Annotated in this window: 15 protein-coding genes; 6 read left to right on the top strand and 9 right to left on the bottom strand. The window is 47.4% G+C overall.

Annotated elements, in window-relative coordinates:
- The 3 genes from KDK17_RS03995 to KDK17_RS03985 form a co-directional block, all read left to right on the top strand.
- Positions 1–518: WD40 repeat domain-containing protein (locus tag KDK17_RS03995; RefSeq protein ID WP_257287399.1), on the top strand; the 518-nt coding region annotated here is incomplete at its 5' end.
- Positions 519–589: 71 nt separating this feature from the next.
- Positions 590–1486: a JmjC domain-containing protein gene (locus tag KDK17_RS03990; protein WP_306671222.1), complete on the top strand. Its 897-nt coding sequence runs from the start codon at positions 590–592 to the stop codon at positions 1484–1486.
- Positions 1487–1766: 280 nt separating this feature from the next.
- On the top strand, positions 1767–3086 hold the full coding sequence (locus KDK17_RS03985) for an RING finger protein (RefSeq protein ID WP_257253380.1): 1320 nt from the start codon (positions 1767–1769) through the stop codon (positions 3084–3086).
- A gap of 176 nt (positions 3087–3262) precedes the next feature.
- Here the strand turns inward: KDK17_RS03985 and KDK17_RS03980 are convergent, their stop codons facing one another.
- The 7 genes from KDK17_RS03980 to KDK17_RS03950 form a co-directional block, all read right to left on the bottom strand.
- Complete coding sequence (locus KDK17_RS03980) at positions 3263–5065, bottom strand: F-box/WD40 repeat-containing protein (RefSeq protein ID WP_257287398.1); 1803 nt, start codon at positions 5063–5065, stop codon at positions 3263–3265.
- A 592-nt stretch (positions 5066–5657) separates the two neighbouring features.
- A complete protein-coding gene (locus KDK17_RS03975) occupies positions 5658–5810 on the bottom strand; it encodes a hypothetical protein (protein WP_257253817.1) in 153 nt (50 codons plus the stop codon).
- Positions 5791–6783 carry a hypothetical protein gene (locus KDK17_RS03970; protein ID WP_257287397.1) on the bottom strand — a complete coding sequence of 331 codons (993 nt, stop codon included), beginning with the start codon at positions 6781–6783 and terminating at the stop codon, positions 5791–5793. The genes KDK17_RS03975 and KDK17_RS03970 overlap by 20 nt, the downstream gene beginning before the upstream one ends.
- Positions 6784–7101: 318 nt before the next feature.
- The gene (gene groL / locus KDK17_RS03965) at positions 7102–8748 is read right to left on the bottom strand and encodes a chaperonin GroEL (RefSeq protein ID WP_257252345.1); all 1647 of its coding nucleotides are present in this window, start codon (positions 8746–8748) and stop codon (positions 7102–7104) included.
- Between the two features lie 55 nt (positions 8749–8803).
- The gene (locus KDK17_RS03960) at positions 8804–9097 is read right to left on the bottom strand and encodes a co-chaperone GroES (RefSeq protein ID WP_257252343.1); all 294 of its coding nucleotides are present in this window, start codon (positions 9095–9097) and stop codon (positions 8804–8806) included.
- Positions 9098–9235: 138 nt separating this feature from the next.
- On the bottom strand, positions 9236–9709 hold the full coding sequence (locus KDK17_RS03955; protein WP_257287396.1) for an FxsA family protein: 474 nt from the start codon (positions 9707–9709) through the stop codon (positions 9236–9238).
- A gap of 116 nt (positions 9710–9825) precedes the next feature.
- Positions 9826–10548: a HugZ family protein gene (locus KDK17_RS03950; protein WP_257252341.1), complete on the bottom strand. Its 723-nt coding sequence runs from the start codon at positions 10546–10548 to the stop codon at positions 9826–9828.
- 353 nt (positions 10549–10901) lie between these two features.
- On the opposite strand from KDK17_RS03950, the gene KDK17_RS03945 reads away from it, so the two are divergent.
- Positions 10902–11954, top strand: coding sequence for a hypothetical protein (locus KDK17_RS03945; protein ID WP_257252340.1), 1053 nt, complete (start codon positions 10902–10904; stop codon positions 11952–11954).
- Positions 11955–12123: 169 nt separating this feature from the next.
- On the opposite strand, the gene KDK17_RS03940 is transcribed toward KDK17_RS03945, so the two are convergent.
- Positions 12124–12576 carry a DUF29 domain-containing protein gene (locus KDK17_RS03940; protein ID WP_257287395.1) on the bottom strand — a complete coding sequence of 151 codons (453 nt, stop codon included), beginning with the start codon at positions 12574–12576 and terminating at the stop codon, positions 12124–12126.
- A 210-nt stretch (positions 12577–12786) separates the two neighbouring features.
- Between KDK17_RS03940 and KDK17_RS03935 the strand changes: the two genes are divergently transcribed.
- Positions 12787–13335 carry a chorismate mutase gene (locus tag KDK17_RS03935; protein WP_257252337.1) on the top strand — a complete coding sequence of 183 codons (549 nt, stop codon included), beginning with the start codon at positions 12787–12789 and terminating at the stop codon, positions 13333–13335.
- Positions 13336–13509: 174 nt separating this feature from the next.
- A complete protein-coding gene (locus KDK17_RS03930; RefSeq protein WP_257252336.1) occupies positions 13510–14271 on the top strand; it encodes an SDR family oxidoreductase in 762 nt (253 codons plus the stop codon).
- 41 nt (positions 14272–14312) lie between these two features.
- Here KDK17_RS03930 and KDK17_RS03925 read toward each other — a convergent pair whose 3' ends face one another.
- Positions 14313–15365 carry a DUF481 domain-containing protein gene (locus KDK17_RS03925; RefSeq protein WP_257252334.1) on the bottom strand — a complete coding sequence of 351 codons (1053 nt, stop codon included), beginning with the start codon at positions 15363–15365 and terminating at the stop codon, positions 14313–14315.
- Positions 15366–15665 lie beyond the last annotated feature (300 nt).

Below are 15665 nucleotides of genomic sequence, written 5' to 3'. Positions count from 1 at the left end.
ATAGTAACGTGGTCAAAACAGCGTCTTTCAGCCCCGATGGCTGCCATCTGGTGACCACCGGTGAAGATGGCGTGGCAATAATCTGTGGCCAGAAGGCCGGTAAGGGTGGATTATGGGAAGAAAAAGCCACCATCGACCATGGTGGTTATGACCACGTCAATTCAGCCACCTTCAGTGCCGATAGCCGTCATATGGTTTCTGCCAGTCACGATGGCAGAGTGATAATTTATGGCCATGACGACGATGGATTGTGGAAAATAAAATCCGAAATTGAACATGGTGGTCCGGTCAGCTCAGCCACCTTCAGTGCCGATGGCCGCCATGTGGTGACTGCCAGTGAAGATTATACGGCGATAATTATTGGCCAGGAAACTGATGAATCATGGGTAGAAAAAGCCTCTGTTTACCATTGGGAACCGGTCATATCAGCGTACTCCTCCAACCAGCGGGCTTTGGCTTTTAAAGCCGGATCTCTGGGGTACAGCGCCAAGAAAAGGGAGAAACTCCATGGGAGCTGAGACGAGGACCTTTTAGAGAGTCTGACTTTTCCTGTCTGCCTCCCGGTCAGTGGACACTTCTGGTTCAGGCTATGGATCACTGGGTTCCCGATGTTCACTCGCTGCTGGATTACTTTGACTTTCTGCCCTCCTGGCAACTTGAAGACATTATGATCAGCTATGCAATCGATGGGGGTTCAGTGGGTCCTCACTACGATCATTTTGATGTTTTCCTGATTCAGGCCGAAGGTCAAAGACGCTGGCAAGTCGGCCCGGTCTATGATGCTACCTCACCGAAACTGGAAGACACTGACCTTCACATCTTGTCAGAGTTTGAAGTTCTGCAAGATTATGTCCTTGAACCCGGCGACATGCTCTACCTGCCACCTGGTATCGGTCATCATGGCGCAGCCGAAGGTGAATGCATGACTATTTCAGTAGGCTTTCGGGCTCCCAGCCATCGCGAGATTCTGATGCAATTTACTGACTTTATCGCCGACCGGTTACCAGAGAGCCTTCGCTATTCAGACCCCGACCAGACTTTGCCCGAGCAAAAAGGCGAGATTGATGAAAAAGCCCTGGATCGTCTACAGAAAATTCTGAAAACGCATATTGAAGATCGCTCAATGCTGGCAGAATGGTTTGGAGAGATGATGACTCAACCCAAACATGAGCAGCCATTGGAAGAACACTGGCAAAGTTGGGAAGCGCTTAAGGAAGAGGCTGAAGGGATTGATCTGGTGCTCAATGAGGGCTCAAGGCTCGCTTTCAGGCAAGAGAAAAATCACCTGACACTGTTTGCTGATGGTGAGGCCTACGAATGCCAGTCTGCAGACGCAGCGAATCTGGCTCAACAGATGTGTCAGCACTCGCAACTGGCATCCGATCAATGGCACTCTGTCGTGGACAATGAAGCTCGTGAGTTGCTACTCCGCTTGATTAACGCGGGCTGTATCTACCCGCTCTTTGAGGCAGAGACAGAGGACTGATGAATAATATTCTGTTATTGGTCGAACGCTTAAACCAAAAATAACAACCAACCAGCGTGGCAAATGATAGCCTTAGCGCTTTCATTTGCCACTTTTCACCTTCAGAAAAGTTAAAACTGATATCTCTGGTAAGAACATCTCTTCGGGTGCTGTAGTTCTGCTTCTTTTACAGATTAACCCGTCATTTTTGGCTTTAAAGCTTTACTGACCAAACGGCCGCACGTAAGGCTTGATTATAACTATTCTGGTGAAGTTGTTTTTAACAAATACAGGTAAAGCTATGGCCTTACAATGTGACTTTAAGGTGCTTTTATTTTCAGTCTTTTTTTTGTTTTGTCAGCAGGGGATGGCAAACGACACCTATGATCTTGAAGAATTTCGCCAGTATTATAAAAAAATCTGGGACCCTTCCCCAAAAAGAAGGCAAAAGGGCTCGGGTGATTCCATCATGAACCCGTTTAAAATTATTCGTATTGGCTTTTTCGGGCTGAATTTAGCGGCTGATGATGTATCCGGAGATGACCGACTGGAAATCTACAATAACTTCTTGCTTGATGAGCAAAATTTTGAATATCTTTCAAACTTTTACTTTTACTACGTGAACATAGGGAGCCCTCAATATCGGCATGCGCGCATTCAGAAAATACTGAGACTGATATTTCGTATATTCACTATGAATGTGACCATGGAAAATAGCCCGGCAGGTAAACAGAAAATAAACGCAATGGCCAGAAGCCTCTTTGATAAGTTGTTTTTTTCTCCAGCCATCGATGCTGAAATTAACCCTTATTACACTATTTTCAATTCACATTCAGAGAAAAATCTGCCTGATTATGCCACTGTTCATAACGGTTTAGTCCTGATGTTTTTTGCTTTTCTTGGTCCTCATGTTCTTTCCACCAATGCCTTTTATGATCACTTTTCTGTGCTGCTCAATCGCTTTACCCGAAAAAGCTACCATGAAGCATTATCCAATTCACTGCTGTCTGGCAATACCAGCGATTATCAATCTCCGAAAAGATTTGCCAATCGGCTCAAAGAAGCAAACCTGGACACTGAAACAGCTCTTCTCATCGGTTTACATGCAATGGCAAGCGCTTCTCACCACCACATGGCTACAGGAATGGCGTGGCCAGAGACACTGGAAGAACTGTTACAAAGATTTTTGCCCTATGAGCTTCTGTGCAGTAGCTACGAAAATATGAATAGCCTTTGCCAGAGAGAATCACGTTCCAGGCCTGAGGTCATGTTTAGCTACGAAGGTATGCGAGATTTTACATACAATATTCTGGGTATTGATCCCACACCCCCGGCTGAATTAGATGAAGAAGCATGTTCACAGTCAGGAGTCTGCCGCAATCTATCGGACCCTTCTCCACAGAATTCCAGTTCTCCCCGGGATACCGCTTCTGACTGGAGTTTAGACAGTGAAGATTCCGACGAGGAAATAGCACAGAAATCAGGAGCAGTTGGAGGTGCCACCAGAGAGAGCCAGGAATGTTTGATTTGTTCAGGACCACTGGAAGATAAAACTATATTCATAAGCTGCAGGCACCTTGGTTATTGTGAGGTCTGTATTGAGAACATTTTAAAGGAATAGATAGAAGGGAAGCTCTGCTTCTCCTTTATACTTCCAGCGGTTCTGAGATCCTTCCCAGCCAGATACTGATATTGTGCTTCTTTGACAAATTGACCCGCCATTTTATTGCCTTAAAGCTTTACTGACCAAAAAGTCTCACGAAAGGTTTGTTGATGAACAAGAGTGAAAGCAAACAATCAATCATTCATCAACAGTTTAATGATGTTCACCCTGCGATCAGAACCGGTGGTAACCAGATGGCTGACGTCGTTGCTGAAGTTGGCTGATATGACCGAACCCCAATGATAAACAGTGGCTTTTTCTACCCATGATCCATCAGTTTCCTGGCCAATAATTTTCGCCGTGTTATCTAAACTGGCAGTCAACACATGGCGGCTATCGGCACTGAAGGTGGCTGAGCTGACCGAACTATTATGACGAATTTCGAATTTTTTTTCCCACAATCCATCATCATGATGGTCATAAATTATAACTCTGCAATCGTGAGTGGCCGTAACCATATGACGGCTATCAGCGCTGAAGGTGAAATTGGCGTGGGCATCGCCACCGTTGTGCAAAGTGGCTTTTTCTTCCCATAATCCACCCGCACCCGCCTTATGGCCACAGATTTTCGCCACGCCATCTCCACGGGTGATCACAAGATGGCAGCCATCGGGGCTGAAAGAGGCTGTTTTGACCACACGACTATTGATAGTAGTGAGTTTTTCTTTCCATGTACCATCGTCCTCATAGCCGTGGATTTTCACAGTGTAATTGCCATTGACGGTAACCAGATGGTGTCCATCGGGGCTCATGGCGGCTATATCGACACCTTCTTCATGGTAAATGGTGGCTTGTTCTTCCCATGTTCCGTCTTCCTCCTGGCCGTAGATTTTCGCAGTGCCATCGTAACTGGCGGTCAGCACATGGCGACTATCGTCGCTTAAAGTAGCTGAGATAACATTGTCATCATGAGTAATTCTGGCTTTTTCTATCCATAATCCATCGGACTCCAGACTATAGATCTTCACTGTGTGATCGTCGCTGGCAGTCACCACATGGTGTCCATCGGCGCTGAAGGAGGCTGAATTAATATCGTTACCATGGGCAATGATGGCTTTCTCTTCCCATAATCCATCGTCATCATGACCATAGATTTTTGCTATGTAGTCGTCCCAGGTGATCAGATGGCGACCGTCAGGGCTGAAGTCAGCTGAGATGATATAGTCATCATGGTGAACGGTGGCTTTTTCTTCCCATCTTCCATTAGCCTCGCAAACGATGATTTTTGCGGTTTCATTGTGACTGATGGTCACCACTTGGCGGCCATCGTCGCTGAAGGTGGCTGATCTGACCCAGTCATCATGGGAAATGATGGCTTTTTCTTGCCATGATCCATTGTCCTCCTGGTCATAGATTCTCGCCGTGCCATCATTACTGGCAGTTACCACGTGGAGGCCATCGGTGCTGAAAGTGGCCGATCTGACTTCGCCTCTATGGGTAATAGTGACTTTAGCCTCTAAGTTAAATGTTTTGCGTTGCGACATTAAATCTGTGTTGTTGAAAAAAACCAGAGCAGGAAAATCAACATTGTTTCGGCGCTCTATAAGTGACTTGGTTAACACTTGATCATTTGTAAACTGCCCCACCCAACGGCTGAGTTGTTCATCACTTTTTGCTGTGATGACCGTCTTTAACAGAGACTGGTGTGGAGAAGAAAAGCGGCGATACCACGCCTTTGCCAGAAGGTCTTCTCCTTCAATAACCTCTCGAAAGTAGGTACACACCTGTTTTAAACGGGCAATATCTTTAAGTCTCAAACAGCCAATAATTTTCAATTGTGTCAGGCTAGGCAAATTGAGTAGTGAAAGTTCACCCTTGTCAGATACAGTAATTTTTCTACCTGCACTGACACCTATACCCGTTGACGCTTGCTTCGATATAGATTGATCAGGCGTTGTTGAGTGTGTACTGCCAGAGTTTGGATTTATTCGATCCATGCTTGGTTACTCGTATTAATCCTCAATTAGAAAGGACATTCAGAATTGATACTGCAAATTTGACTCGGTTTTAAAATAAAAGTTCAAAATATGTTGTTAAGTGCAACGGACAAAGCTTCTGTCTTTCAGCACACTCAGAATGGCTTTGGCTTCACTCAGCCAAAGCTCACTGGATCGGTGAGGGTGAGAGCTTTCATTTTTCACGTCAAAAATTAAGAAAAATTGAAGCTAATTTCTCTGGTAGATATACCTTTTCAAACGCTGGATTTCTGCATCTTTGATAGATGAATCAGCCATTTTTTGGCCTTAAAGAGCTTTTCTGAAAAAAAACCAACGGGAGGCTTGATTGTAATTGTTTTAACGCGAAACAATGCAGGAAACACGAGCACCTCGGGAAGCAACAGGAAAGGGCCTGGGATATTCGATTTGTTCAGAAGTACTGCAAGATAGAAAGGGTATCAGAAAACAGCACACACTCTGGTATTTGGAAGGTCTGTATTGAGAACACTTTGAAAGAGTAGACAGCAGGGAAGCTGTGCTTCCCCTTTATCCTAAATGCGTTTCTGACATTCTTGCCTGCAAAACGTCACAGTCACGGGTTATCAGATTGTGGTGGTTCTGGTGGCCGCTCAGGCTGAGACCTTAGTTTCTGTCGCTGTTCCCGTAGCGTTTCCGGAGTCAGGGGGTTGCCACCGTTTCCATTATCTCCAGGCCTGGTTACATTTTCAGGATTGGCTGGGCCCATTTGGATTGGCTCCTGGCCCATCGGGATTCACTCCTGGCCCATCGGGATTCACTCCTGGCCCATCGGGATTGCTCTGGTTCCCCCTGGGTTGTTCCGCAACAACTCTTGGACTATTCGAGCGGTTCAAACCTTCAAAAGCCTCCAGCCTCACCGGTTTATGGCGTACTTCCTTCCAACGCTTTTCCCACTTGTTATCGTGATCTCTCTCACCCTCTTCGTGTTCGTTGTCGCCTAGTTTGTGGGCTATCTGCCTGATGCCGTCTTCTAAGGCATCCAGTTTAGCTTTATCGACCTTAGGATTGTAATTTGCAAAGTTTGTGGTCTCGTGTTCTGCCAGAACTTTTTTAGCGGTATCCCAGAGCTCCTGGAAGTCATCTCGCTCCATGAGCTTGTCATCCCACGGAATAAGGGTAACGGGTTCCTTTCCTGGAAAGGCAATCGTCACTTTGAGATCTTTGGGGGCATTCTTTGGATTTTCCATAGCACCCTTGGCCCGGCTTAACAGATCAAACTCTTCATAGCGTTGAGAGACCTTGGCTGCTTCATCCAGTTTCTCCTTTTGCCTGGCGTTGAGTTGATCCTCAGACATGGTTTCAAGCTCCATCGCTTCTCTCATGGCTTTCTGTTCGGGAGTCTCGTTTTGTGTCGGATCGGGATTTTGGATCGGTGGCTGACTGCCAGGCCCAGGATTCCTGTTTCCTGTCGGATCGGGATTTTGGATCGGTGGCTGACTGCCAGGCCTTAGCCCCGGTGTATTTAAAGGGTTTGAAGGATCGGTTCTCCTTTCGTTTATGGGCGTGTCAGGAGTCCGGCTTTGCTGCAGCTGATTAAGCTGTGGATCAGGATTAACAGGACCACTAATTCTATGAGTGGGCGTGTTCCCGTCCGATGATAAAGGGGCATTACTACCCGTATTGCTAGCGGGTATCTGAAGACTACCACTCCTTCCTGAAATTTCCATGCCACTACTCATATGCTGCTCCTTTTCTGTTAATAGCCATGACCTGAGTCATCGGCGAAGTTCATCCTGATTTGAGTTCAAAACTCTCGATATTGGTCAATGTTGACCGTTGATACCATGTTTGATTCAGAAACATCTGAAAGGTTCCCTTAAATCCACTTTTTGCATTCTGAGATCCGATCTTAAGGAGCAGTCTGTCATCAACAATGGAGTCAGTATGAAGTGAGTTCTGCGAGTTGTTCACCGCAAGTGACGGGAAATATGACATAAAAAAAGCTGCTCCTGAAACAGAAGCAGCTTTTTCGGAGAAGCAGAGCTTCGGGAAGATGATTACATCATACCGCCCATACCACCCATACCACCCATACCGCCCATGTCAGGCATAGCAGGGGCAGCAGCGTCAGCAGGCTCATCAGCAACCATCGCCTCAGTGGTGATCATCAGACCAGCAACAGAAGCAGCCGCCTGCAAAGCAGAACGGGTGACTTTAGCAGGGTCCAGAATACCCATTCCGATCATGTCGCCATATTCACCGGTAGCAGCGTTGTAACCGAAGTTGCCTTCGCCGGACCTGACCTTGTCGACAACAACAGAAGCTTCGTCACCGGAGTTAGAAGCGATCTGACGGATTGGGCCTTCCAGAGCACGCAGGATCAGTTCAACACCCGCTTTCTGTTCAGCGTTGGCAGTTTCAACAGAGATCTTGGACAGAGCGCGAACCAGAGCAACACCACCACCAGCGACTACGCCTTCTTCAACCGCAGCGCGGGTAGCGTGCAGAGCGTCTTCTACGCGAGCCTTCTTCTCTTTCATTTCCACTTCGGTAGCAGCGCCTACCTTGACAACAGCAACACCACCGGCCAGCTTGGCTACGCGTTCCTGCAGTTTTTCCTTGTCGTAGTCGGAAGAAGAGTTCTCGATCTCGGCACGAATTTGCTCAACACGGGAAAGAATATCAGCCTGGTTGCCGGCACCATCTACGATGGTGGTGTCTTCCTTGGTGATAGCGATGCGCTTGGCAGAACCCAGATCTTCCAGGGAGGCAGCTTCCAGAGACAGACCGACTTCTTCAGAAATAACAGTACCACCGGTCAGGATAGCAATGTCCTGCAACATGGCTTTGCGACGGTCACCGAAGCCAGGCGCTTTAACAGCAGCGACCTTCACGATGCCGCGCATGTTGTTCACAACCAGAGTGGCCAGAGCTTCGCCTTCAATATCTTCACCGATGATCAGCAGAGGCTTGCCAGCTTTGGCTACGTTTTCCAGTACTGGCAGCAGATCACGGATGTTGGAGATCTTTTTGTCAACCAGCAGGATGAATGGGTTTTCCAGTTCAGCAGACATGCTTTCCTGGTTGTTGATGAAGTAAGGAGACAGGTAGCCACGATCGAACTGCATGCCTTCTACTACGTCCAGTTCATTTTCCAGACCGGAACCTTCTTCAACGGTGATAACGCCTTCTTTGCCTACTTTCTCCATGGCTTCAGCGATGATCTGGCCCACCAGCTCATCGGAGTTTGCAGAGATAGTACCTACCTGAGCGATGGACTTGCTGTCTTCGCAAGGCGTGGACATGGTTTTCAGCTGTTCAACAACAGCCGCTACTGCCTTGTCAATACCACGCTTGAGGTCCATTGGGTTCATGCCGGCAGCAACGTACTTCAGACCTTCGTTCAGAATGGACTGAGCCAGAACGGTTGCAGTGGTAGTACCGTCACCCGCCTGATCGTTAGCCTGAGAAGCGACTTCCTTAACCAGCTGAGCACCCATGTTCTGGAATTTGTCAGACAGCTCGATTTCCTTGGCTACGGAAACACCATCTTTAGTGATGGTTGGAGCGCCGAAAGACTTTTCCAGCAGAACGTTACGGCCCTTGGGACCCAGAGTCGCTTTTACTGCGTCAGCAAGGATGTTGACGCCTTCCAGCATTTGCTTGCGAGCTTCGTCGCCGAACTTAACCTGTTTTGCTGCCATGATGGGTAATCCTTTGGAAATTTAAAACAGTTGCTATGAAAACGAAGTTCCGGGATCAGTCTTCCAGAACAGCGTAGATTTCGCTCTCGGATACGATGATCAGCTCTTCACCGTCGATCTTAACGGTGTCAGAACCAGCGTACTTACCAAAGATGACTTTGTCGCCGACGCTGACACCCACAGGACGTTTTTCACCATTGTCCAGAAATACGCCATCACCGACAGCCACTACCACACCCTGGTTTGGCTTTTCAGTAGCAGAACCTGGCAACACGATACCGCCAGCAGAGGTAGTGGTTTCTTCTTCACGACGAACGACCACGCGATCACGCAACGGACGGATTTTCATCGATGTATCTCTCCAACTGTTTATGCTGAAAAACCAGCAATCAACTCTTGTCAAACGGTCTGACTTGCGATGTCAGAACCGAACCCAATTATCGGTAATCTAGTAAGTAAGGGTGGCTTTAGCCTTTTCAAGGGGGCACTAGAATTTTTTTTCATCTTCCCGCTTGAACTCACCTTCGAGGGTCTGGTGGATACTCCGGCTGGTGTCGATGTCCTCACGGTAATATTCACCCTCAAGGGTGGTGGATGACTGTTGCGCCTGCCAGCGACCACTTTTGATCATGCGTCTCAGCAGCGCTCTGCGCACCGGGGGAATGAGCAGAACCAGCCCGATAAAGTCGGTGATAAAGCCGGGAATCATGAGGAACACACCACCCAGGGCAGTCAAAAAACCTTTCAGCAATTCCAGCGCAGGCTGCTCACCACGATTCATCTTCTCGCGAGCCTTCATCATGGTACGAAAACCCTGACGACGAATGATCGCTATACCAGCCACCATACCCAGAATAACCAGAATCAGTGTATTAAAAGCGCCAATATAGCCCCCCACCTTGATCAGGACGACCAGTTCAAGGGCGGGAAGCAGTAAAAAAATCCAGAAAGGGAAGCGCATGGAAGCCTCCAGAGACAACAGTGCTTCTTATATAGTGTTAATCATGGAAACTTCAAGGATTGAAACGTAAAAAGCCCCAAACAACCTCGGGGCTTTTTATTTGTACAAGCCTGATATCAAGCTACTCTGGCCATCTCTACCAGAGTCTTGCGCACTGCCATTGGCTCGTCCACTTCTGTCGGGAAAGGAATACGAACCAGCTTGTCTTTCAGCAGCAGGTGCATACCGGTGGCATCAATACCGGCCATCTTTGGCTCAACACCTTCCGGAAGTTCGATACCAGCCACTTTACAGTACTTCATCATCGCATCGACATGATCTTCATTCATATGGTTGACCATGCCATTTTCTACGCTGCCGTAAAATGGGTTTTCACGAGTCATCAGCTCGTTCTTCACCCAGAAAATCTTACCGAAACCACCGATGAAACGTGCACGCTTCAGATGAATACGGTAAAAGTCAAAACCATGGGTTTTGTGATACTGAGCAGAAGGTGGAAAGAAAGAGTAGTAACGTTGCTCCAGCGCCTTCAGTTCTTCATTGTCCGCTTCAATTTTTTCGGCATCGCCGATCCAGGTCAGACGCCCTGCCTTGTGGATATCGTCTACACCACTTTGGGTGATGATTAGAGAAACCTTGGGGTTAGCTTCAATGTTTTTGGTGTGCTGAGCGAGGTCACTGATCAGGATGATCGGGTTACCCTGTTTATCAAGGCAGTAAGGCATAACAGAACCAAATGGGTACCCGGGCACGTCATCAGAGTGAGTGGACAAAATACCGTGGTACTCATTCAAAAGCAGGTTACGTGCGTCGTGTGCGGCTTGAACCTTGGGTTCCATCTGTTTCCCCCTGTATTTTCATATCATAAAACATACCACTTATAACCATCGCCTTTGAAGATTTTCAAAACCCAATGGGTATATTTCGATATGCAGAACTCTGTTCTTCAACCTATGGCCGGAATCAACTATGGCTGATGATTAAGACACCTGTTTCAGGCATTTTGAGGCGATTATATATTAATGATATTGATTATCAATAAGATTATCATGCAGCATTAGCTGCTGTCTTTCCGTGAGCTGTTTTTTATTTGGAACTTAGTACAAAAATGGAGGTCTACCTGATAGATAGGCAGATCATAACGCGCTTAAATCTGTCAAATTACCTCAATTAATCTTACAGGAGTTTCGTTATGCAAATCGGTAATCCAATGGCTCAGAGCCCGGCAGTGGGGCAGCCTGTTTCCACATCAGCCAACGCTTCTGAGGGTGGTGTGTTTAAAAATATCAGGAAAGTTTTTTTCAGCTATGACCCGGTGGAGGGAACCAGGACAAAATATATACCTTGCTTAACGTTCATGGCAGGCGCTGCTTCTGCCGGAGCCGTTTCCTTTGATGCTTTGGTTCAGAATTGGACGCCTGCCAGAGTGGTACCCGGTGCAGCTCTGACCGATCGCCTTATTGCCGTAGTAGAAAATACCGTTCAGAGAAATCCATTTGCCTGCGGTGCAGCTGCTGGAGCTGCAACTGCTTTCGTAGGGTTGAGTATGCTTGCCAGCAGTCTGAAGCCTTTAGCCAAAGAGTGTATAGAAGCGGTTCGGGAAGAGTTAAGGCATCAGCTTCAAAGGGACTTTCAGGAAATCACGGTTCATAAGGAGCTGATTTCTCAACATCAGAAAAACCTGTCGGAACTTGAAGTTCATCTGCCGGCAGAGAAAGCAAGATATAACCAACTATCGCAGGAAGTCTATTTACAGAGATGGACCTGCTATCGGCGAGAGGCTGATTATATGGCGGGGCAGTTGAAAGGTTATGTGGATGGCGTGTTGTCGTCTAACTCCGGGAACCGGGGAAATGTCCAGCGTGGACGCCATCAGGGTGATGTCTATAAGGCCGGTGTCGAGTTATCAAGGTTTGTCAGCAAGGAGAATCAGGACTATTCATTCCTTTCCCGAATACAACTGCTTAATGCTCTCAAACCTGTTTTAACTGAGAGTGAATATAAGAAAGTTAAGAGCATACTCCGGGACTTTCCTGTCAAGCCCTATCCCATCATCCATCAGGGCCCAGTAACCAGAGAGTATGCAAAAGTCCAGGAACAATGTGCATCAGAGCAAAGAGAGGTAGGGGTATTAGAATCCAAAATCAAAAAAGTACTGGGCCAATACCCTAATTTAAGGCCTGATGCTGCTGGTAATATTCCCCAGCCTCCGGCCAAGGAGTTTGAGCCCTATATGCCAAAGTGACTTGATTGATGATGTCTCATCAATCAAAAAAAGACCAGGAGCCTGATGACGTTTCGTTGCGGGCCCGGAACTTGCGGGCGGCTCCTTTTCCGTAAAAATCGGTCTGGTAAAGCGTTTTCTGATCATGTTCCATGGTGTTACCCCTTTAATTACAGCCAATATTTGCTGTCTATTGAGGTGGGGTATCCGGTAGAAAGTCATCCACCATGACTTCATCAAAAGACCAGGGACAGGTTTCAGGGAATGTTGCTTTCGGGAAACCTGTCTCCCTGACTGCACCTTTCACCGCACGATGGTAAGCCGGTGGCGTAACAGCATCGAGCTTGCTTTTAACGCTGGGGCTGTCTTTGATCAGCATCTGAATCTGGTGCCGCTGTTCGGTGGCCGTATTACGCCAGCTTCGACTCTGGAACCTGGGTTGATAGAGCCACTTAAGCAGGTGCATAAGCAGGATCGCCAAGTGAGACTCAAAAGCCCGGTAGTCACTGCGACCCATACTTTCAATTTCCTCAAGAATATTGGAGACATCAATTTCAGAAAGTCGTCCGGTACGCAGCAACTCAGCCTGTTGTTGTGTCCAGCGGTAAAAGTCGGTGTTGTAAAGGTTGTTTGAGTTATCCATAGCAATATTCCCTTGTGAATCAGCCACTGAGTATAGGACAACGGATGTCAAGACTCCCATCACCGCCTAATATCCTGATTTGGCTTTGACTTCAGCGCTGATGATTCTGGCAGATACTCTAATAGTTGTTGAGCGTAATATAATCAGAGTGTCACGGCTGAATCAATGGAAAGGGACTGGTTCTAAGCTCAGAGAATTGTTGAGGAAATCATGAAGCTTTTTGTAACAGGGTTGCTCTGTTTGACACTCTCTACTTTGACGATTGCGGATGCGGATACAATGTCGAAAGGAATCTTTGAGTTAATCAACCAGCGGCTGACTTATATGCAGGATGTAGCCTTATTTAAGGCCACGAATCATCGTGCTATTGAAGATTTGACCAGAGAAAAACAGGTGCTTGAGAAAGCATTGTTTGATGCACAGCAGGCTGGTTTACAACCAGATTCCATCGCTGTTTTTTTTCAGGCTCAGATAGATGCGGCCAAGGCTATTCAATATCGATATAGGGCGGAATGGTTATCTGCCAAACCAGAAAATAAAAAACACCGTGATCTGGCTTCCGAGGTCAGGCCCAAGCTTATAGAGCTTGGTCATCAGATCGTGATGCAAATTAGCGAATACCTTCAGAATGGAGGAGCATTTGATAATAACATGCAGCAAGACTTTGTCAGGACGGTCAATGCAGCGCACCTGTCCGAAAACGACAAAAAGAAAATGTTTGAAAGTCTTCAAATGATACGTGTGATTAAAAACCAGTAGCCTGTGGATGGATCGAAAGCCCCCGGGAAGTTCAGCCAATCCTGACTGACCAAGAACAGCCCTGACAAAGAAGCTCATACTCCTTGTTACTCAGAAAAACCAAACCGTCTATAGAGAATTCGCTATGTTCCGTTACAATCATTGAGTGATTTTCAGACGTAGAAGAACAAAAGAATGAATCTCGAACAAAGCAACATCCTGATTACCGGTGCTGCCCGCGGTCTGGGCAAGGCCATGGCACTGCATCTGGCAGAAAAAGGTGCCAGCCTTGGGCTGATAGACCTGAAAGGCGAAGCCCTGGATCAGACGGTAAAGGAGTGCTCTGAATTGGGGGCAAAAACCATTGCCCTGCCTACCAATGTCGCCAACGAACAGGAAGTAGAAAACAGTATCAAAGTTGCCAGAGAAAAACTGGGCCCGCTCAACGGTCTTATCAATAATGCGGGCATCCTGCGTGACGGTCTGCTAATTAAGGTGAAAGAGGATCAGGTCACTGACAAGCTTTCACTGGCAAAATGGCAATCAGTCATTGACGTCAATCTCACCGGTGTTTTTCTCTGTGGTCGTGAGGTGTCTGCCAGCATGGTTGAATCAGGAAGCAAAGGTCTGATTCTAAACATTGCCAGCATTTCCCGCTCGGGCAACTTCGGACAAACCAACTACTCTGCCGCAAAAGCCGGTGTCGTCGCTATGACGGTATCCTGGGCTAAGGAGCTGGCTCGTTTTGGCATCAGGAGCGCTGCGATTGCACCTGGCATGATTGAGACTGAAATGACGCTGGGCATGAAGCCCGAAGCTCGCGCCAAAATGAATGCGGGTATTCCGGCGGGACGCATGGGTAAGCCTGAAGAGATTGCAGCAACGGCGGCGTTCATTTTTGAAAACGACTACTTCAATGGTCGGGTGCTGGAACTGGATGGAGGTCTGCGCCTCTGATTCATGGCCGCAGAAGCTACTACCTTCTGTGGCCATTCTCACTACCAGGAATAACCAATGCCTACCTTGATCTGACTCGAGGTTTTATCAGCACCTTCTGTAGGAATACTGTCGTAGTCCAGGTAATGCATCAGGTTTAGAGAAAGACTTTCAGATAACCCCACCCTGAGGCCATGCTCTCCATCAAACAGCCACTGCTGGCCTGAATTCAGACGGTAAAACAGCTTGCTGTTAAAGTAATACTCAAGGTTATCAATAAGCTTCTTCCGATACACCAGTCCTGTCGTCATCGCCAGATTTCTCTGGTTATCTTCCAGCTGATAATCTTCCCAGAGATGAGTCAGACCAACGGTGGTAATCACTGTTTCTTTCACCGTTTCCCTGAAGCGGTAACCGAGCGAACCACCGAGCGTCAGTCTTGATCTCAGATCTTCCGCTGAGTCATACTCCTGATCCAGAGAGCCCTGAACGAACCAGTGCTCGGTGAAATAGCGACTATACGCATACCCCAGCTCCCACTCCTTGGTGGAAGAGTCTGCGTCATCTTCCGTCTCTACTTCAATGTCCCACTTAAAACTGTTTTTGTTCCACTCGTCATTGATATCCAGGTTGCCACTGAGCGTAAATGTGGTTTCTTTGTCCTGACCCTGATCGCTGTCCAAACCAAAGTTGACCTTGCCAGCAATGTCCCAGTTAGCAGCCAGCACCGGCTGTTCAGTGAGAATTTCTGCCACTGGCCAGACTGCCGAAAAGCTCCGCTCATAACCATCAGGATCAACAATCGTCAGTTGATCACCATTGCTCTTTAACTGACGCTGTTGAGCCTCTTTCTCTCCAATCAAACCCACCCAGAGCGGCTGGTCTGTCTCCAGAGCACGGACATGGCGCCAATTAATGGTAATGTTACCTGCATAACGTGTAGAAACAGTCAGTTTACCCGCTTCCAGACCCATGATTTTGCCACTGATCACATCTCCATTTTCCATCCATACCTTATCCGCACGAGCCATCGTTACCATACCGAAAAGAAAGATGATCCAGACTGTGTGCAATCCGAAAAAACGGCCAATGCCCCTGAAAAACTGGAGCCCCATGAATACCCCTCGATGAATCGATGTTTTATTGCTTTCTAAGGGTGACAAGAGTTCCAAATTAATAAACGTTTAACAAGAGGGAAAGCCGTTATAGCCAGCGGTTTTCCCTGGCTGAACCAGTAATAAAGCAAAGTTGTCCCTCCTTTTGCCAACCTGAGGCGCTTCATTCTGGAAAAATGAAAAACGTTTCACGACAAATAGCCGATGGATTAGGATATGCTTGGCAGATTCTCTGGTGATACTTATCCCTAGCAGCCTGTCGGACTTAAGCGTCCGTAGCGAGGATTGCAAGAAATTGAG

Source organism: Endozoicomonas sp. SESOKO2, from assembly GCF_024606245.1.
Lineage (GTDB): Bacteria > Pseudomonadota > Gammaproteobacteria > Pseudomonadales > Endozoicomonadaceae > Endozoicomonas_A.
The sequence above is the reverse complement of the archived record's forward strand: the minus strand, read 5'-3'. Positions and strand labels throughout refer to the sequence as shown.

What these genes read in the sequence shown, in the direction of transcription:
- KDK17_RS03960 (WP_257252343.1), bottom strand. Translation starts at nt 9,097, where the DNA reads ATGAAAATCCGTCCGTTGCGTGATCGCGTGGTCGTTCGTCGTGAAGAA.
- KDK17_RS03970 (WP_257287397.1), bottom strand. Translation starts at nt 6,783, where the DNA reads ATGAGTAGTGGCATGGAAATTTCAGGAAGGAGTGGTAGTCTTCAGATA.
- KDK17_RS03985 (WP_257253380.1), top strand. Translation starts at nt 1,767, where the DNA reads ATGGCCTTACAATGTGACTTTAAGGTGCTTTTATTTTCAGTCTTTTTT.
- KDK17_RS03935 (WP_257252337.1), top strand. Translation starts at nt 12,787, where the DNA reads ATGAAGCTTTTTGTAACAGGGTTGCTCTGTTTGACACTCTCTACTTTG.
- KDK17_RS03950 (WP_257252341.1), bottom strand. Translation starts at nt 10,548, where the DNA reads ATGGAACCCAAGGTTCAAGCCGCACACGACGCACGTAACCTGCTTTTG.
- KDK17_RS03975 (WP_257253817.1), bottom strand. Translation starts at nt 5,810, where the DNA reads ATGGGCCCAGCCAATCCTGAAAATGTAACCAGGCCTGGAGATAATGGA.
- KDK17_RS03990 (WP_306671222.1), top strand. Translation starts at nt 590, where the DNA reads ATGGATCACTGGGTTCCCGATGTTCACTCGCTGCTGGATTACTTTGAC.
- KDK17_RS03955 (WP_257287396.1), bottom strand. Translation starts at nt 9,709, where the DNA reads ATGCGCTTCCCTTTCTGGATTTTTTTACTGCTTCCCGCCCTTGAACTG.
- KDK17_RS03925 (WP_257252334.1), bottom strand. Translation starts at nt 15,365, where the DNA reads ATGGGGCTCCAGTTTTTCAGGGGCATTGGCCGTTTTTTCGGATTGCAC.
- KDK17_RS03945 (WP_257252340.1), top strand. Translation starts at nt 10,902, where the DNA reads ATGCAAATCGGTAATCCAATGGCTCAGAGCCCGGCAGTGGGGCAGCCT.
- groL (WP_257252345.1), bottom strand. Translation starts at nt 8,748, where the DNA reads ATGGCAGCAAAACAGGTTAAGTTCGGCGACGAAGCTCGCAAGCAAATG.
- KDK17_RS03980 (WP_257287398.1), bottom strand. Translation starts at nt 5,065, where the DNA reads ATGGATCGAATAAATCCAAACTCTGGCAGTACACACTCAACAACGCCT.
- KDK17_RS03930 (WP_257252336.1), top strand. Translation starts at nt 13,510, where the DNA reads ATGAATCTCGAACAAAGCAACATCCTGATTACCGGTGCTGCCCGCGGT.
- KDK17_RS03940 (WP_257287395.1), bottom strand. Translation starts at nt 12,576, where the DNA reads ATGGATAACTCAAACAACCTTTACAACACCGACTTTTACCGCTGGACA.